At 32.6% G+C, this 16,966-nt stretch carries 20 protein-coding genes, 1 pseudogene and 1 riboswitch; of the genes and pseudogenes, 12 read left to right on the top strand and 9 right to left on the bottom strand.

The annotated features are described in order from the left end of the window. Positions 1–116 precede the first annotated feature (116 nt). On the top strand, positions 117–752 hold the full coding sequence (locus DYH56_RS07135; RefSeq protein WP_114642183.1) for a toxin-antitoxin system YwqK family antitoxin: 636 nt from the start codon (positions 117–119) through the stop codon (positions 750–752). 295 nt (positions 753–1,047) lie between these two features. Here the strand turns inward: DYH56_RS07135 and DYH56_RS07130 are convergent, their stop codons facing one another. Then, complete coding sequence (locus DYH56_RS07130) at positions 1,048–1,518, bottom strand: type II secretion system protein (protein WP_114642182.1); 471 nt, start codon at positions 1,516–1,518, stop codon at positions 1,048–1,050. A gap of 488 nt (positions 1,519–2,006) precedes the next feature. Between DYH56_RS07130 and DYH56_RS16460 the strand changes: the two genes are divergently transcribed. Continuing rightward, complete coding sequence (locus DYH56_RS16460) at positions 2,007–2,216, top strand: nitroreductase family protein (RefSeq protein ID WP_199532988.1); 210 nt, start codon at positions 2,007–2,009, stop codon at positions 2,214–2,216. A gap of 157 nt (positions 2,217–2,373) precedes the next feature. Further along, the gene (locus tag DYH56_RS07120; protein WP_114642181.1) at positions 2,374–2,808 is read left to right on the top strand and encodes a YbhB/YbcL family Raf kinase inhibitor-like protein; all 435 of its coding nucleotides are present in this window, start codon (positions 2,374–2,376) and stop codon (positions 2,806–2,808) included. A 134-nt stretch (positions 2,809–2,942) separates the two neighbouring features. Here the strand turns inward: DYH56_RS07120 and DYH56_RS07115 are convergent, their stop codons facing one another. Both DYH56_RS07115 and DYH56_RS07110 read right to left on the bottom strand, forming a co-directional pair. Continuing rightward, on the bottom strand, positions 2,943–3,317 hold the full coding sequence (locus DYH56_RS07115; protein WP_114642180.1) for a hypothetical protein: 375 nt from the start codon (positions 3,315–3,317) through the stop codon (positions 2,943–2,945). A gap of 92 nt (positions 3,318–3,409) precedes the next feature. Further along, on the bottom strand, positions 3,410–3,730 hold the full coding sequence (locus tag DYH56_RS07110; protein ID WP_114642179.1) for a hypothetical protein: 321 nt from the start codon (positions 3,728–3,730) through the stop codon (positions 3,410–3,412). 215 nt (positions 3,731–3,945) lie between these two features. On the opposite strand from DYH56_RS07110, the gene DYH56_RS07105 reads away from it, so the two are divergent. The 5 genes from DYH56_RS07105 (at position 3,946) to DYH56_RS07085 (ending at position 10,069) form a co-directional block, all read left to right on the top strand. Beyond that, positions 3,946–4,227, top strand: coding sequence for a hypothetical protein (locus DYH56_RS07105; RefSeq protein WP_114642178.1), 282 nt, complete (start codon positions 3,946–3,948; stop codon positions 4,225–4,227). A gap of 617 nt (positions 4,228–4,844) precedes the next feature. Then, the gene (locus DYH56_RS07100; RefSeq protein ID WP_158539093.1) at positions 4,845–5,915 is read left to right on the top strand and encodes a sensor histidine kinase; all 1,071 of its coding nucleotides are present in this window, start codon (positions 4,845–4,847) and stop codon (positions 5,913–5,915) included. Continuing rightward, positions 5,896–6,720: a DNA-binding domain-containing protein gene (locus DYH56_RS07095; protein ID WP_114642176.1), complete on the top strand. Its 825-nt coding sequence runs from the start codon at positions 5,896–5,898 to the stop codon at positions 6,718–6,720. The genes DYH56_RS07100 and DYH56_RS07095 overlap by 20 nt, the downstream gene beginning before the upstream one ends. 152 nt (positions 6,721–6,872) lie before the next feature. Next, positions 6,873–8,588: a M20/M25/M40 family metallo-hydrolase gene (locus DYH56_RS07090; RefSeq protein ID WP_114642175.1), complete on the top strand. Its 1,716-nt coding sequence runs from the start codon at positions 6,873–6,875 to the stop codon at positions 8,586–8,588. Between the two features lie 56 nt (positions 8,589–8,644). Continuing rightward, positions 8,645–10,069 carry an alanine/glycine:cation symporter family protein gene (locus DYH56_RS07085; RefSeq protein WP_114642174.1) on the top strand — a complete coding sequence of 475 codons (1,425 nt, stop codon included), beginning with the start codon at positions 8,645–8,647 and terminating at the stop codon, positions 10,067–10,069. A gap of 267 nt (positions 10,070–10,336) precedes the next feature. Here DYH56_RS07085 and DYH56_RS07080 read toward each other — a convergent pair whose 3' ends face one another. The 3 genes from DYH56_RS07080 to DYH56_RS07070 form a co-directional block, all read right to left on the bottom strand. Beyond that, positions 10,337–10,690, bottom strand: coding sequence for a toxin-antitoxin system YwqK family antitoxin (locus DYH56_RS07080; protein WP_114642173.1), 354 nt, complete (start codon positions 10,688–10,690; stop codon positions 10,337–10,339). Between the two features lie 83 nt (positions 10,691–10,773). Then, on the bottom strand, positions 10,774–11,340 hold the full coding sequence (locus DYH56_RS07075) for a GNAT family N-acetyltransferase (protein WP_114642172.1): 567 nt from the start codon (positions 11,338–11,340) through the stop codon (positions 10,774–10,776). 103 nt (positions 11,341–11,443) lie between these two features. Next, positions 11,444–11,914 (bottom strand): GNAT family N-acetyltransferase, encoded by a 471-nt coding sequence (locus tag DYH56_RS07070; protein WP_158539092.1) that lies wholly within the window; start codon positions 11,912–11,914, stop codon positions 11,444–11,446. Between the two features lie 346 nt (positions 11,915–12,260). Between DYH56_RS07070 and DYH56_RS16455 the strand changes: the two genes are divergently transcribed. The 4 genes and pseudogenes from DYH56_RS16455 (at position 12,261) to DYH56_RS07045 (ending at position 13,951) form a co-directional block, all read left to right on the top strand. Continuing rightward, a complete protein-coding gene (locus DYH56_RS16455) occupies positions 12,261–12,503 on the top strand; it encodes a redoxin family protein (RefSeq protein WP_114642169.1) in 243 nt (80 codons plus the stop codon). A gap of 12 nt (positions 12,504–12,515) precedes the next feature. Next, positions 12,516–12,896: pseudogene (locus tag DYH56_RS16255) on the top strand (redoxin domain-containing protein); the annotation flags it as partial. A gap of 182 nt (positions 12,897–13,078) precedes the next feature. After that, on the top strand, positions 13,079–13,567 hold the full coding sequence (locus DYH56_RS07050) for a toxin-antitoxin system YwqK family antitoxin (RefSeq protein ID WP_158539091.1): 489 nt from the start codon (positions 13,079–13,081) through the stop codon (positions 13,565–13,567). A gap of 138 nt (positions 13,568–13,705) precedes the next feature. After that, the gene (locus DYH56_RS07045) at positions 13,706–13,951 is read left to right on the top strand and encodes a DUF6868 family protein (RefSeq protein ID WP_114642166.1); all 246 of its coding nucleotides are present in this window, start codon (positions 13,706–13,708) and stop codon (positions 13,949–13,951) included. 117 nt (positions 13,952–14,068) lie between these two features. Here DYH56_RS07045 and DYH56_RS07040 read toward each other — a convergent pair whose 3' ends face one another. From DYH56_RS07040 to DYH56_RS07030, 3 genes are all read right to left on the bottom strand, one after another. After that, entirely contained in the window at positions 14,069–14,923 is an 855-nt protein-coding gene (locus DYH56_RS07040; protein ID WP_114642165.1) for a hypothetical protein, read from the bottom strand. A gap of 58 nt (positions 14,924–14,981) precedes the next feature. Further along, positions 14,982–15,440: a cyclic nucleotide-binding domain-containing protein gene (locus DYH56_RS07035; RefSeq protein ID WP_114642164.1), complete on the bottom strand. Its 459-nt coding sequence runs from the start codon at positions 15,438–15,440 to the stop codon at positions 14,982–14,984. A 134-nt stretch (positions 15,441–15,574) separates the two neighbouring features. Next, complete coding sequence (locus DYH56_RS07030; RefSeq protein WP_114642163.1) at positions 15,575–16,630, bottom strand: threonine aldolase family protein; 1,056 nt, start codon at positions 16,628–16,630, stop codon at positions 15,575–15,577. A gap of 146 nt (positions 16,631–16,776) precedes the next feature. Further along, positions 16,777–16,877: riboswitch (glycine riboswitch) on the bottom strand. Positions 16,878–16,966: the final 89 nt, after the last annotated feature.

Below are 16,966 nucleotides of genomic sequence, written 5' to 3'. Positions count from 1 at the left end.
TCTCAAAAAAAGCATAATAAAATATAGAGTTTTTATAAGGTACTAATTCTAGATAAAGAAAGGAAATCTTGGATTTTTTGACATACTAGAAAAAATAATAGAAAGGAGGTGTAGTCATGAAAAAAATATTATTGATGATTAGTGTAAGTTTAATAATTAGTGTAAGTTTAATGAGTTATGGAGAATCACAATTGAGATACAGAAACGGGATAGGTTATGAAATAAACAAAGAAATTCCATACACAGGAAAAGGTATTACCCATTATGAAAACGGGAAAATCGCAGTTAAAGGAAATTTTAAAGAGGGAAGACGAAACGGAGAATTTATTTTCTATTATGAAAATGGACAAATCAAACTTAAAGAAAATTATAAAAATGGATTAGAAAATGGGGAAAGGATTGGCTATTATAAAAATGGACAGATCAAATTTAAAGAAAATTATAAAAAAGGAGGGAAAAATGGGGAAAAGATTTTCTATTATGAGAATGGACAAATCCAAGATAAAGAAAATTATAAAAATGGGGAAAAAAATGGGGAATTTATTGCCTATTACGAGAATGGACAAATCCAAGGTAAAGGAAATCGTAAAAATGGAAGAAAAAATGGGAAATGGAGTTATTATTATGAAAATGGGAAAATCAAGCTTAAAGGAGAATATAAAGATGGCAGACGAAATGGGAAATGGATTGACTATTATGAAAATGGACAAATTAAACTTAAAGAAAATTATAAAGATGGGATTAGATACTAATTTATTTAGATACGATATTTTACTAACCTCTTGAATGAAAGTTGCGCTTTAATTTTTTCGTAACTTTCATTTGAAGGCTAATAAAATTACCTTGAAGTGGTATTATAAATTTAGTATCTTTTTATTACTTTGTCCTTGATTTTCTGTGAATTTTGTCCGCAATTTTTGATGTTCTTAATAAAAACAAATTTTTATTTGCTATGATCCCCCACGCCTTAAACAAAATTTCAAATCAATATATCAATTGTATACAAGAATGAAAATAATAAAAAAGGATTTGAAATCTCAAACCCTTTTAATATGAAGTCCATAATTTACCCTCGGTACTTTTATCTCCTTCTATTCCTGTTGTTAAAATCAATTGTAAATCATCTGTTACGGTTATGGAGGTAGTACTTTCAGTTAAATTTTGAGTTCCGTCGTTTAGCATAACGGCTCCCCCGTATTTAAATGTTCCATCATCTTTTTCTATTCCTCCCACCGGGATTTTATTATCGTTCGTGTCATCTATGAGCTCATTCGTTTTAGTATCTAGCCCGGAAGTTATGTCTTCAAAGGTAATAGTTAGAGTCCCGCTGTCATTTTTAACCATCCTATCTGTAACAGCTACACTTCCTGCTATTCTAGCTGCTCCTAATACTGCCACCGCCTTAGCATCCTTGGCCTTGGCCAAACTTCTCCTTAATTTTGGAGCCAATGTCGTTGATAGTATACCTATTATTGCTATTATCACCAGTAACTCGATCAGCGTAAATCCTTTTTTAATATCTTCATCTCTCTACCTCCTTTTTTGAAGTAGTTCTAGTTATAATTGCCCGCTCTCGACTTCATGGGCATAAAACCTTCCTATTTATAAGATACAGTATTTTTTTATTTTTTATTTTTTTTAAGTTAGTATGTAATTCATAAAAAGCTTGTTTTTTACCGGACAAGCCTTAATTAATAGATGAATATGCAAGGGCTAAAATTCAAAAAAATCTCATTTGAGTAAGGAGCAAAATATAAAAAATTACAATTTTAACCAGAACAATTTTTTTTTTGAAAAAACAGATTCTCAATAGTTATACAATTAACCGGCATGACTCATTATGCCTGGAATTTTCTCAATTATTATATCTAGATGAATGAATTCAATTCTATATAAATGTTATTTACTTGACAAGGCTGAATTTATAATGAAATATATATTATGAGTATATTTGAAAATACCTGCAGCTCATATTCCAATAACACAAACAGGAGGTTATATATAATATGAATACATTAGAGGCAATTACGACAAGAAGAAGCATTTGCAAGTTCAAGAACACTCCTTTACCGGAAGGATCTCTTCATACAATATTAACGGCGGCAACCCAAGCTCCTTCAGGAAAAAATCGACAACCGTGGAACTTCGTCATTGTGAGGGGGGATAAACGAAATGAAAGGTCAGATGGTGGCTGCGGTATCGCTTGGATATCCTGATGAAAGTCCAAATGCAAGACCCTGTAAGTCGATTACAGAAGTTGTTCGGTGGGGGTAAAGGTTTTTTTTGAATTTTTAATAGATTATCGTGCTGTATAGCTTATTGTAACAGAAAATTATATGATGTAATCATAATAAACCTATTAGGAGGAAGTTTATGGAAATAATTAGCTCGGTTTTTAAAAATGGAGAAGCTATTCCAAAGAAATATACATGTGATGGAATGGACCTTTCACCCCCCCTCAAATTTAAAAATGTTTCTGAAGATACCAAGAGTCTGGCCCTTATAGTAGATGATCCCGACGCCCCCATGGGTACCTGGGTCCATTGGGTGGTTTGGAACATGGAAGCTTCTATAAATGGAATCTCCGAGGGAGAACAGATAAAGGCTGAAAAAGGGAAAAATGATTTTGGAAAATTAAACTATGGAGGGCCCTGTCCCCCTGGGGGAACACATCGTTATTATTTTAAGCTCTATGCTCTGGATAAGCTGTTAAATTTAAGGGAGGGTTCCTCCAAGAAGGAGCTAGAGAAAGCTATGGAGGGTCATATAATTGAAGAGGCTCAGTTGGTGGGATTGTACAGCAGATAGACTTAACAGATGCTCAAAACTGAAAGTTAAAGGATTTTAAGGTAGGACCATTTTTGGTCTATCCAAATTACGTGTACATTCAATTTATAACTGCTAAAGGAGAGCCGTTTCAACAGCTCTCCTTTTACATAAAATTATTTTAAAAAATTTATAGCTATATAATTAACTTCTAATTTTACTTCATATTTAGAATTATCGTTTAAAATTGGGAAGCGAATCAATAATTCCTCTTTATTTTTCTTTAGTTCTTCTTTACTCATCCTATAAAATTTTCCTTTTGAAAAACCAAGATGAAAAATTAAACTCTTAATTTTATTTTTTAAATTTCCATAAATAAGGTGAAAAAACATATCTTCTTTCTTAATTTTCAAATTATTTCTTATCCCTGGATTAATCTGTTGTTCTACTTCAAAACCTAAAGAATTAATTTTAAGTTCTAAGACTTCCAAAGAACTAAATAAATTTGGATCAATCACATTTATTAAATCGATAAAAGTACTACATAACATAATTTTTTCTCCTTTGTAAAAATTTTATTAAAAAACAATATGATATTACCACTTTTTTGCTTAAAACTTATTTTTTTTTCCAGGTTTTTTATTTAAGATGATTTTTCTCCTAAAAATATCTCCTCAAAATATAAATCATCCTTACTTTTTATTTTTTTTAATCTTATTTTTTTTAAAAAAGTATTTCTTTTAGTAATGGTGACTATAATAAATTCAACTTTGAGATATCTATTTTTACCTTTTAAAGCCTCTAATAATTCTATTTTTTCGATTTCATCATATCCAAAGTTTTTGTCATTTATTAAAAATTTCCTCCCATTACATTTGATGTACCCACATTTTTTTAAATTTGTCCATGATACTATAAATCCCTCTCCCTTTGTCTCCATACCTTTAATTTTTTCTGTACTCATCCTTACCCCTCTATATTCTATTTTTTATATCTATCTATAATTTATACTCCTTTAATGCTTATACTCCTATTATTTTTTGAAGTATTAGAAGCTACCTTTTCTTAAAAATAAATAATAAAAGGATTTATATGGTTGTATATGTATATATTAAAACAATGGAATCGAGATAACTGATTATATACATATATTAAAAAACGGTATGGAGGTAACTGATTATGACAACCCAAGATTTTTATAATAAAATTTATGAAGAAATGAAAAATTCAAAGGAAAAAGGATATAAAATAATTCTTAAAAAAAATCTTCAAAGCACCTTACTTGTGAATATTAACAATAGGGCCATTTTTAATAATAAAAATCTAGAAGGTGATTTTGTTTACCGTACAAAACTTTCAGTTAACAGTTTAACTACAAACATTCTATTTCAGGAAGGTAATAGAGCTAAAATTAAATTACGTAATTTTTTTTATAGAAACAATAAAAAATTATGGGGATAGTACCTAAAATTCCCTAGAATGTCATTGAATGCAACAGTGGGTTCTCCCCATGAAGTATTATAGGGAGAACTCTATTGGTCTATTTTTTTTTATGCTCTAGTAATGTCCTATTTCAATTCTATTATTTGTTTCTTGCATCCCTCTTCTATCCTTTTTTTATCGGTATGATACTCTTTTTTCCTTGATTCTATTTTTTTAACCTTACCTTTTCTAGGCATTAATTTAACAGTATCTTCTAAAAAAAGTCCCTCCTAAGCAAACATTTTTAAGCTGTCATATGGTAGCTTTTTTTTAATTTTAATTTGCCAATAATTGGTGGTATACTCTATTGTTTAAATATATGATAGTGAATAATAAAATTCAAAAAATAAATACTATTAAATTTAGAAAAAGGAGCACAATCCATGATCAGATCAAAATTTTATCAGTTATTCATCATATCCTTTACAATAGCAATTCTTGCCTGCTTTAATCTTTCGATTTTTAAGGAGGGCTTTATTGTCACTATATCTATTGTTTTTCTTCCTTTTTTTATCTACATAAATGAAAACATGAAGGCGCAAAGCATCTGCGCAGTGACTGCAGTTGTATCTCCTTTTATACGCTATATGACTCTTTTGTTTCAACATAAACCTGATGTAGCCTTAGAGATGACTCTGCCGGAAGTGTCTTTTTACCTGACCTATGGATTTATCTTTCACCTTTGCTATGAACGGAAGGAACATAAAACGGTTAGCAGCTTTGTAGTTACCACTATTATTTGCGACTACGGGTCAAACATTGTGGAGATGCTTTTTAGAGTGGGTATTGAGGGTATGAATTTAAACATTTTAAAAGGACTTTTGCTTATAGCACTTTTAAGAAGCGGACTTCTGCTTTTCTTAATAGTTTCTATGAAACATTATAAATCATTTTTGATAAATCAGGAGCATGAAATACGATACCGTTATTTGCTGAATCTTACATCAACATTTAAAAGTGAAATTTATTTTATGAAAAAGAATATGGGACATATTGAAGAAGTTATGAAAAATTCCTTTCAAGCCTATAAAATGGGAGAACTACAAAAAGTTTCATCTGAGCTTCAAGAAACCCTTTTGAACCTCACTAAAGAGGTTCATGAGATAAAAAAAAGTTATATCATGGTAATACAGGGCATAAAAAAAACATTTCCAGAACTTATGGAACTATCGGATTTAGATCTGAAAACCATAACCAGTCTTCTTACTTTAAATATAGAGGAACAGCTAAAAGAAAAGAAAAAGGTAATGTTTAAATGTATTCTTTCGGGAAATGCCCTTGTAAAAAACCATTATTATTTCATGTCTATTCTTTCAAATTTGGTTCAAAACGCAATTGAAGCTTCAGAAAGTGCACTTAATCCCACAGTTATTTTAAATATTTCTGCAAAGGAAGATTTTATATTAATTACAGTAAAAGATACTGGGGGAGGAGTTGCACCGGAACACTTAAAACATATTTTTAGTCCTGGTTTTTCAACTAAATTTGACCCTGAAACAGGAAATATTAATAGAGGAATAGGGTTAACCCTTGTTAAGGACCTTATTGATGAAAAATTTGGAGGTACTATATCAGTAGATACCGAATACAAAATAGGAACGATATTTTCTATTAAACTACCCAAAAAAAATTTAGAGGAGGAGTCTTGTGAAAATTTTTATTGTTGATGATGATCCTAGTATCATTAGGATTTTAAAAGATATTGTTATGAATAATAAGTTGGGAGAAGTGGTTGGATCTTCCCTTGATGGTGCTATGGCCCTGGAAAAAATAAAATTATATTGCCCGGATATTATACTGGTGGATTATTTAATGCCGGGGATGGATGGTGCTGCTTTGGTCAAAAATATTTTGAAAGATAACTCCGATATATCTTGTATCATGATTTCACAGGTTTCCAACCCTCAGATGGTGGCACAAACATATACGGCAGGAATAGAATTTTTTATTCACAAACCAATTAATATAATAGAGGTGATAAATATAATAAAATCAGTGACTGAAAAAATAAATCTAAAAAAACAAATCTCTATGGTTCAGAAAATTTTTGGAACTCCACAGAAAATACAAAACCCTCCTATTTTTAATTATACGGAGCAGATTCAGCTTACTCTTAGTAATTTGGGGATCTTAGGAGAGAAGGGAGGACATGATATTTTAGATATCTGTAATGAATGTATAAAAATTAAGAGCAGTGAACCTTGGGAAACTCTTTCAAAAGTTCTAAATTCTAAAAACAAGGTTTTAAAGCAACGGATCCGAAGAGCAATAATTGTAGGTTTAAAAAATATTTCTCATGTTGGTATTGAAGATAATTTAAGTGAAATTTTTATAAAATATTCTAATACTCTTTTTGATTTTCAAGAAGTCCGCCTGGAAATGGAAAAACTAAGAGGATATTCTTCTACGGGAGGTAGAGTAAGTTTGACTAAATTTTTTGAAAACCTTCTTGTTCAGTGCCGAAAAGATTAATTAAAATTAATTTCAATTCCTTTTGAAGTTTTATGAAGCTCAATGAGTCCCCTTACTATACTTATAGTAAGAGGACTTTTATTATGGTTATTTTTTATCAGTTATCCATAGAAAGGTTATCTTTGGATCTAAAATTTAAAGGAGGTAATTAAATGTTATCGAAAAAAATTGAGAATTTAACGGTCGATTCAACAAATGTACTTAGTGTTTTAGGAACAAACGGGGATTTAACGTTATCGAAAAAAATTGAGAATTTAACAGTCGATTTAACAAATATACTTAGTGTTGTAGGAACAAGCGGAGAGATAGATGCCAGTAACAAGATATATGAAGTTTTTGCTGGTATGCCATACTACAAGGAACATCCAGAACTTTTAAGTTTTCTAGATTTCGAAGATGATCTGGTAAATAGAAAAAATGTAGTTGCTATAGTTAAGGGAGAAAAAGCTCCTAGTGACAAAACAATAGTTTTAATCGGACATTCAGATACTGTTGGAATTAGTGACTATAGTGGTTTTGAAGAGTATGCCACAAAACCATATGAACTTGCGGAAAAGCTTAAGGAGTTAAAGCTTCCAGCGGATGCAAAAGAGGACCTAGATTCAGGAAACTGGCTTTTTGGTAGAGGAATCTTTGACATGAAGTGCGGAGTTGCCACTATTATGACAATAATGGAAGATATTACAAAGAATATTTCTGAGTTTGAAGGAAATCTTGTCTTTGCAGCAGTTGGAGATGAGGAAGGAAGTTCAGGAGGAATGTTGGCATTTGTTCCAGAGCTTGTAAGACTTCAGGAGAAACATGGATTTGAATATCAGGCAGTAGTAGATACTGACTATATGGCTCCCCGTTATGAAAATGATGAGCAAAAATATATATATGTAGGAACAGTGGGGAAACTGATGCCTTCTTTCTATGTAGTAGGAAAAGAAACACATGTTGGTCAGCCATATAAAGGTCTGGATCCAAACTTAATTACCAGTGCGATCATAACTGAGGTAGATAAAAATATAGAGTATTCAGATGTAGTGGACAAAGAGGTATCCCTGCCGCCGATTACTCTTAGAAACAGAGATTTAAAAGAGGAGTATTCGGTACAGATTCCAAAGACAGCTAATCTTTACTTTAACTATGCTACTCACATAAGTACGCCCGATATGGTGCTTCAGAAGATGAAGACAGCTGCTCAGGGAGCATTTGAAGGTGTAGTGGATCTTCTTAATGACAGATACATAGATTTCTGTGCTTCAAGTAAGTTCCCTCACACAAAACTTCCGTGGGTTCCAAGGGTGTTAACCTATGATGAACTTTATCAGTTGGTTCACGCAGAAATGGGAGAGAAACTGGAAGTGATTATAGAAAAGTATAAGAACGAACTTCTAGGTAAAGAAGAGATAGACGAAAGAGATTTTGGTCTAAAAATCATTGAAAAGGTGCAATCTTTATGGTCGGATAAGGACCCGGTAGTAATCTTATACTATTCGCCGCCATACTACCCACATATCTATGTAAACGGGTCAAACGATAAGGAAATAGCACTTTTAGAGTCTGTTTCTAAAGCAGTAGAAAGCCATGATCACGGTTACAACGTTATAAATAAAAAGTTTTATCCTTATATTTCAGATCTGAGTTTTGTTTCAGCACCTCAAGATGAAAAAATCTTAGACACGCTGACTCTTAATATGCCTGCCTTTGGAAGTAAGTACAACCTTCCTATAAAGGATATGCAAAAATTAAATCTGCCGGTAGTAAATATAGGGCCATTTGGTAAAGATGCTCACCAGTACACAGAAAGAATCGAAAGGAAATATTCCTTTGATGTGGCACCAAAGTTTGTTTATGAAACTCTTAAAAATCTTCTTAAATAATAAAATTGAAGTTTTGGTGTATGATATCGTTTTTTATTAGGAGGTTGATGTAATTTATGGATAGTTTTTTAGCGATTATAAGTGGCATATCAGGTTGGATTTGGGGACTTCCCATGTTAATGTTGTTAAGTTTTGGAGGAATATATCTGTCAATCAGACTGGGATTTTTTCAAATCAGGTATGCACCGTATATTATAAAGCAGACATTTGGAAAGGTGCTAAGCAAGCCAGAGGGTGGAGAGGGGACGGTATCTCCCTTCCAGGCAGTTACAGCAGCTCTAGCATCTACGGTTGGAGCTTCTAATATTATAGGTGTTCCTGCAGCGATTTGCTTTGGAGGACCTGGTGCTATATTCTGGATGTGGGTTATGGCGGTCCTTGGAATGGCTGCAAAGTTTGCCGAAGTAGTTTTGGGATATAAATACAGAGAAAAGAATTCCGAGGGGGAGTATGTAGGGGGACCTATGTATTATATGACAAAAGGTCTGAATATGAAGTGGCTGGGAACTTTATTCTCATTCTTCCTTATGCTTGAAATTATACCAAGTGTAATGGTACAGTCCAACTCTATCACAGCTTCAGCCAAGGAATCTTTCAACATTTCTCCTACAATAACGGGAGCAGCACTCTTTATCCTGGTTGCCGTTGTTGTTATTGGAGGAATTAAAAGGATAGGAAAAGTAACAGAAAAGCTGGTACCTCTTATGGCAGGGGTTTATATCCTAGCATCTGTAATTATTATATTAATGAATATAGATAAGATCCCTGGAGTATTATCTCTAATATTTACCTATGCATTTACACCTATGGCAGCAGTTGGTGGATTTGCCGGTTCAGCTATAGCTGCTACAGTACGTTGGGGAGTAGCCAGGGGGGTATATTCCAATGAAGCTGGTATGGGGACAGCACCAATAGCCCATGCAGCAGCAGTAAACGATCATCCTGTAAGACAGGGACTGTGGACAATTTTTGAAATAATTATCGATACTTTAGTAATCTGTAGTGCTACCGCTTTTGTAATTCTTTCATCTGGTCTATGGAATGCTCCTGGCGCACTTGACAATCCCTCAGGACTTCCAGCTGCGGCTTTTACCCATTACTTTGGAGCTGCGGGAGGATTCATGGTCACAATATCACTGTTATTCTTTGTACTTTCAACAGTAATAGTTATTATATTCTACGGAGAGAAGCAGGCGGAATTTCTTTTTGGCCTTAAATTCTCAAAAATTATGAGATATGTATACCTTGGGTCTATCATTGTAGGAACTATAGGAGGAGCAAGAATGTTATGGCATTTCCTTGATCTTCTGTTGGCACTGATCATCATACCTAATATTTATACGATAACTCGTCTTAGTGGTGAAGTTGTGGCTCTTACCAAGGAATTTTTTACAACACCTGGTAAGTACTATCTGAAGGATATAAAGAAGGAGAAGTCGTCTGAAACAGAGTTTGATGAAGGTGAAGAAGAGATAGTATAATAGACGCAAAATTTTAATTTTAAAAAATTTCTGAGGCTTTTAGAATAAATATTCTGAAAGCCTTTCTTCATATTTAATAATCGGGAACAAAATAATAACGATACTAAATAAATATTTTAGGATTTTCATGGAAATATGGGGGAGGGAGTTTAACAGATTAGAAGATCTAATCTCAGAGTTGAAGTACATTGTGGAGGAGGTCTATTTTAAGATAGGCTGCAAAATCTCGGAGTTTCATGGAAAATTGAGTGAATAAAAAAATAGGGATTAATTTCCCTCTTTATAATTTATTTTCAATTTAACTTTTCCATTTTTATAATAGGTAAGCCATTCTCCGTCTTTTTCCCCACCTTTATAATTTCCTTTAGCTTGGATTTTCCCATTTTCATAGTAAGTAAGCCATTCTCCATCTTTTTTACCATTTTTAAAATTCCCTTTAAATATAACCTTTCCGTTTTCACAGTAGCCAATAACTTTCGCATTTGTTAATTTATTTTTAAAATGTCTTTGAGGTTTGATATTTCGGTTATATAATTGCCTTTGATCAATTGATTTTCTATAACTAATTGAGCTTATGTTAAATGCTAATATTAATAGTAGTAGTAAAAGTATTTTCTTCATAGTTTACACCTCTTTATTGATAGTAAATTTAAAAGTTCCTTACAGACTTTACACTATAAAGTCTAAATAAAATCAATATTCCATTAATAACTTGCAGGTAAATCAACCTCTGCTTTTAAAGGAGTATTTTTATTTAAGAAATTCAATTCCAACACCATTACATATGCTTTCTTGACTTTATCCCCCAATGTTACTTCTGTTTCTTTTATTGTTTTATAACCCAGATTTTCCCAAAATTTGAATCCCTTGATGTTCTCTTTGACAACACCCACTATGAGTGACTTTCCACTGTCCTTTAAAACCATTTCAATCAGAGCACTGTGAACCTGTTTTCCGATTCCTTTATTCCTGTCTTTTTTCTTCAAAAGAAATAATCCGATGATCCATTGATCTATTACAGGGTAATCCTTTATAAGATCTATTACCCCTATGAGCTCCTCCTTGTAAAGTACTCCTAATGCAAACTTATCTTTGAATTCTTTCTCTGGCGGCAGAGCAGTCAGTATTTCTTCTGCGTCTTCTTTTGTGTGAACAGTTCCGTTAACCATTAAAAAATAATCCTCGCATTCATTACACAGCTGATCGACAGATCCCATATCATCTAAATCCAGTGATACAATTTTTATATTTTCATCCACTATTTTTTCCATCTTTTATCTCCTTTATCTAAGTAATTTTCTATTAACTGAATTTTAAAAGTTTCCCTATAAAATAAAATTCCAAATATCTTTTAAAAATAATTTGGATTCTAGACTATAAATTTATCCAGTACCTCCTGCTTCCATCTACTATATTTTCAAGGATGCCCATATTATTTTCAATTACCCTTTGAGAACCGATATTATCCTCGTTACATGTAATTAAAACTTTATTCTGTCCTTCTTTTCGCAGAAGATCCAGGCATAGAGAAAGCATTTTTTCCCCGTAGCCTTTTCTTCTATAATTTTTTTTAATATAATACCCGATATGTCCTCCTCTTTTAAGAAGAGGCTCGTTTATTCCCCTCCTGACTACAATCATTCCACAGGGGATTTCATTTGCATAGAGCCAATAAGTAGTTTGCGGGACTCGTCCCTTCTTTAGGTTGATTCCTAAATCTTCATCATATTTCTCTTTTAAATATTTGGGAAATTTCTCATGAGTCATAGAATCCATTAAACCCCAATTTTCTTCAACGGTTTCTTGGAGTAAATTAAAAATTTCAACAGGTTCTTTTAATTCCAATTTTTTTAAATATATATTCATATTCTTTCCCCTTTTAATTTTAATATTTTTCCTCTGTCTAATAAGTAGACATCACCAAAAAACTCTAAAGTTGAAGTTACTTTTATTGCACTATTATCAGTTATACCAAAAATCAAGTTATTACTGGATAATTTAATTAAATTTAAAAGTATTCTTCCATACTTTATACTACAAACCCTAAATAAAATCAATATTCCCTTAATAATATGTAGATAAATTTAGTCTCAATTTTAATAGAAAATTGAGTAAATAGAGGATAAATCTGTAAAGGGTATATATAATCAAAGTAATAACATTTAAATCATAACAATGAAGGAGGGAAAAAATGTTAAGAGAAAAATTAAAAGAATATAGTACCAATGCAGAAGCTGATATGCCTCATGAAGTAATAGCCACCATGGAAAAAGCTTTAAGAGAACTAAAAGCAACTCATATTGAGGAGAAAACAATAAAGGTAGGAGAAAAACTCCCTGATTTTAATTTAATAGACACCCAGGGAAATAAATACAGCAAGGACAGTTTTAAGAATAAGAAATTGGTCTTAAATTTTTTTAGAGGCTCCTGGTGACCATACTGCAACTTAGAACTGGGAGTTCTAGAAGAGATGCAGGATGAAATCGAAGAATTAGGAGGTAAATTAATATCAATATCTCCTGAAAAACCTGATAAACATAAAACTAAAGAAGTGAAAGACGCCAAAAGCCTGATCACAAGTGACATAGAAAATAATTTTGCTAAGAAATTAGGATTAGTTTTTGTTCTTTCTGAAGAATTAAACAATCTTTATCTGGAGTTTGGAATAAATTTGGAAGATTCAAATGGAGATAAAAGGAGAGAACTGCCTATGCCTGCAACAATAATTACCGATGAAAACTTAGTAATTCGATATGTTTATGCCAATGCCAACCATACTGAGAGAGCTGAACCTGAGGAGTTTATTGAAATATTGAAGAGTATATAGATCAATTTAAGATCTATTTCATGTGAGAAAGAAAGGTGTCTATCAGAACAGTATCGAGTTATTTTGCTATTTCAAATTTTCCTTATATTAAGATGAGAAAAATTAATTTTAACTTAATCTTGACTTATCTAATATTAAGATATATTATCTTAATAGAAGAAGATTATAAAGGAAGTGGCAGAGTGAAAAAAAGATTATTAGTTGTATTTATTTTATGTTTAATTTTAATAAGTTGTGATAAAAGGGAAGAATTATTTTCTAAAACACAAAAAAGAAATGGTCTTATTTATATAACAAATGAAAAAAAACCATATACAGGAATTTTACTTAAATATTATAAAAATGGGCAGATTAAAGAGAAACTTAATTTTGAGCAGGGTAAGTACCATGGGGAAAATATTTCTTATTATGAAGATGGGCAGATTAAAGAAAAATTTAATTTTGAGCATGATCAGTTAGATGGAGAAATGATTTCTTATTATAAAAATGGGCAGGTTGAAGCCAGATTTAATTTTAAGCAGGGGAAGCAGGATGGAGAGAACTTTTCCTATTATAAAAATGGACAGGTTGAAATGAAACTTGATTTCAAGCAAAACCAATTGGATGGGAAAATGATTTCATATTATGAAAATGGGCAGATTAAAGATGAAATAAATTGGCAAGAATGGTAACTCCTACGACATTTCAAAGGACTCTAAATTAGAGTCCTTTTTATGTTGAAATCCAAAAAAAATTGACAACCTTAAATTTATAATGAAATATATATTATAAAGTGTATCCTTAAATCAAAATAACAGAGGAGGATCGATATGAATAAAATCGAAGTAATAAGAGAATTTCTTGGCTGGTGTTCTGTAATCAATATTGGATTAGGTCTGTTTTCAATGATTTTTATAACCTCCCTACGGGGTCCGGTTTTACGTATTCATTCCAAAATTTTTAATTTAGATGAGAATGATTTATCCCGTGGATATTTCCAATTATTGGGACAATATAAGATCGCCATAATAATGCTTAATATCGTACCATACCTTGTGCTGAGAATAATGTATTGATTTTTTTCGAATCACTAATAAGTAATAGGACAGGTTGTTAATCAACTTACAGTAGATTATCTTAGTTATATACAAAAGGGAGATCGATTAAACCGATCTCCCTTTTAACCTTATATCCTACATATAATACTCAATTTCTCTTTCCTCTATTACTTTAGGTTTCTCGTCCTCAATGCTGATCTTTTGAATCCAGTTACCATTCTCATCGTACTTATACATATATCTTGTTTTTGACATAGTTAAATAACCCTCGTATTGAATCATTAAAGTCACATCATCTTTTTCTTTATTCTCATATTTAAAATTTTTGATAAAGATAGAATCCTCTGTTATCAACTTTACTTCGATCACCCTTCCTTTACCGTCATATTTAAAATATGTTTTGTCACGGAGCTCTCCATCAGATCCATAATATATAGATTCAAGCACTCTTCCTTTTTTATCATATTCAAATTTGAATTTAGAGTTCAAGCTGCCCATGGAATTATAACTATTTGTTTCAACAGCATTTCCTTTGCTGTCCCTTGTATATATTATTTTACCGATGAACTCACCCTTGGAATTAAAATCACTTGCTTCAATTAAGTTTCCTTTATCATCTCTTGTATATATTGTTTTACCTGCAAATTCAACCCTGGAATCGAAGTCACTTGTTTGGATTAACTTTCCTTCATCGTTATATTTATATAACGTTTTCCTTTGAATCCGATCATAGGAGTCACGTTCTCCCTCCTCAATTTTAACTTCTTTCTCATTGAAATAGTAGTATCTGTTATCCTGTCCAGAACTACTCCTGGTACCCTTTTTAATTTCTCCAAATTTTAACTCTGTATCATAGGTGGAATATTTAACTGATTTAACCCTGCCCTTAAGACCTGAAATTTTAAGGTCGGTCTCACTTGTCTTTTTTATGCCCCCGCAGGCAGATAATAAGATGATAAAAGTCAGTGCAGTAATCATTTTTATTTTCATATTAAAACCTTCCTTTACCCATTTGTTTTTTTTTACTCTATACAAAATAATATACGCCCTACTTAGATTTTTGTTTTTCTACATAATCCCTTAAAAATTTCAAGTCTCTGGCCAGATCCCTTGCCACATTTAATATTATCTTTACAAAAAGCTTTGGATCTTTTTTGCTCATCTCTATAAAAAAACTTTTAGAAATTACAGCCAGTTTAATATCTGTTATAGCCATTGCAGATACCAATTGTTTTTGAATGCCGATGGTAGCCGACGTCCCAAACAATAAGCCTGTCTCTCCATGGGCTATTTTTTCGTCCAGTATAAAAAAATCCATCTCTCCTTCCAATAAAATATAAAGACTTTCTGGAGAATCTCCCTCTCTGTACACATAGTTGCCGGCCTCTACTTCTTCTTCGTGGATATAATCTATTATATTATGTATCTCCTCTGGAGACGTCCCGCCAAAAAATGAAAGTTGAGGAACAATATTAAAAATTATTTTCTCTAATTCTTCTCTTTCCATAATATTTATCTCCTTTCACCTTATTTTTTTTGTCTCTTCCATCCTGCCCAGCTTTTATTAAATCTCTCTGCGGCTTATTATCTTTATACCAGCAGTTTAAAAAAATCCTCTTTGAAAACTATTTTCTGAAGTTTTTAGGCTGCTTTTTTAATTTTTTCCAGGGTAGACCTTATTTGTTCTGCAAAATCCATCACATCTTCCTCTGTTATATCAAAAGATGTGACCCATCTGACCTCTGAACGTACTATATCCCAGACATAAAAGAAGTATTTTTCCTGCAGATCCGGTATTATTTCTTTTGGAAGGATGGCATATACAGTATTTGCTTCCACTTCATTTGTCATCTCCACACCTGGGATATCCGATACACTCTCTGCCAAAAGTTTTGCCATATTATTGGACTGTTTTGCATTTTTAAATCCCAGTCCATCTTCTAAAAGGGCTGTAAACTGTGCCGTTATATAACGCATCTTAGAATTTAACTGTGTGCATTGTTTTTTTCTATGGGTAAAATTTTCAGCCAGCTTTGTATTGAAAAATACCACAGCTTCTCCAAACATCATCCCGTTTTTTGTCCCTCCGAATGACAGTACATCCACTCCGAGATCCTTTGTCATCTCTTTTAACCCCACACCCAGACTCTCAGCCGCATTGAATATCCTTGCCCCGTCCATGTGGAGGAGGAGCCCGTTTTCATGGGCAAAGTCTGCTATTTCTTCTATTTCTTTCAGTGTATAGACACTCCCTACCTCTGTGGGCTGGGTTATAGAGATGACTCTCGGCTGGGAATGATGCATACTCCCCGTGGAAATTTTTAGGTAGTCCCTTACCCTTTCAACTTTCAGCTTACCTCCTGTATCAGAAGCCTTTATTCCTATCATGGGACATCCGGTAAATTTTGTAGGGGCTCCTACTTCGTATGTGTTTATATGTGCCTGCTCCGGACAGATTACAGACTGAAATGATTCAGTCATGGCATCTAAAGCCACCGTGTTGGCTCCGGTACCGTTATATAAAAAATCAACATAGATCTCCTGACCAAATATCTGTTTAAATTTCTCTATGGCTTTTTTTGTGTATCTATCCTCTCCGTATGCTTTTGCGTGACCTACATTGCACTCTATAAGCGCCTCCATTATTTTTGGGTGTACTCCGCTGTAATTATCACTTGCAAAACTTTTTTTCTCCATTTTTCCTCCTGTGATTCATAATAAATTTTTTAAAGCAAAAATAAAAGAGGTTATGACTGCAGTCTGCAGTCATAACCTCTGAAGTAGGAAATAATCCATAAGAATTTTTTAGAAGGCAAATAAAACACATGCATATATGCATATGTTTTCCTTCCTCTGTCCTTTTTACCTGAGAGATTTGTCCAGTCCATAGACCGGTTTTGCTCCTTCGGTGCCCGTTATTTTGGGTCTCTCCAGAGGCTCGTCCAGTAAGGGTCCTTATCTGCTTTGCAGAATACCTGAAAGTTTTACTTCTTCGGTGGCTTATATTCTAAGCTCTCTCCCCATACCTTCGTC

It is taken from the genome of Psychrilyobacter piezotolerans, assembly GCF_003391055.1.
Taxonomy (GTDB): Bacteria; Fusobacteriota; Fusobacteriia; order Fusobacteriales; family Fusobacteriaceae; genus Psychrilyobacter; species Psychrilyobacter piezotolerans.
This window is presented reverse-complemented; position numbering and strand designations above follow the sequence as displayed.

Coding starts and splice junctions, on each gene's coding strand:
- DYH56_RS07135 (WP_114642183.1), top strand. CDS start 117: ATGAAAAAAATATTATTGATGATTAGTGTAAGTTTAATAATTAGTGTA.
- DYH56_RS16460 (WP_199532988.1), top strand. CDS start 2,007: ATGAATACATTAGAGGCAATTACGACAAGAAGAAGCATTTGCAAGTTC.
- DYH56_RS07120 (WP_114642181.1), top strand. CDS start 2,374: ATGGAAATAATTAGCTCGGTTTTTAAAAATGGAGAAGCTATTCCAAAG.
- DYH56_RS07115 (WP_114642180.1), bottom strand. CDS start 3,317: ATGTTATGTAGTACTTTTATCGATTTAATAAATGTGATTGATCCAAAT.
- DYH56_RS07110 (WP_114642179.1), bottom strand. CDS start 3,730: ATGAGTACAGAAAAAATTAAAGGTATGGAGACAAAGGGAGAGGGATTT.
- DYH56_RS07105 (WP_114642178.1), top strand. CDS start 3,946: ATGACAACCCAAGATTTTTATAATAAAATTTATGAAGAAATGAAAAAT.
- DYH56_RS07090 (WP_114642175.1), top strand. CDS start 6,873: ATGTTATCGAAAAAAATTGAGAATTTAACGGTCGATTCAACAAATGTA.
- DYH56_RS07085 (WP_114642174.1), top strand. CDS start 8,645: ATGGATAGTTTTTTAGCGATTATAAGTGGCATATCAGGTTGGATTTGG.
- DYH56_RS07080 (WP_114642173.1), bottom strand. CDS start 10,690: ATGAAGAAAATACTTTTACTACTACTATTAATATTAGCATTTAACATA.
- DYH56_RS07075 (WP_114642172.1), bottom strand. CDS start 11,340: ATGGAAAAAATAGTGGATGAAAATATAAAAATTGTATCACTGGATTTA.
- DYH56_RS16455 (WP_114642169.1), top strand. CDS start 12,261: ATGTTAAGAGAAAAATTAAAAGAATATAGTACCAATGCAGAAGCTGAT.
- DYH56_RS07045 (WP_114642166.1), top strand. CDS start 13,706: ATGAATAAAATCGAAGTAATAAGAGAATTTCTTGGCTGGTGTTCTGTA.
- DYH56_RS07040 (WP_114642165.1), bottom strand. CDS start 14,923: ATGAAAATAAAAATGATTACTGCACTGACTTTTATCATCTTATTATCT.
- DYH56_RS07035 (WP_114642164.1), bottom strand. CDS start 15,440: ATGGAAAGAGAAGAATTAGAGAAAATAATTTTTAATATTGTTCCTCAA.
- DYH56_RS07030 (WP_114642163.1), bottom strand. CDS start 16,630: ATGGAGAAAAAAAGTTTTGCAAGTGATAATTACAGCGGAGTACACCCA.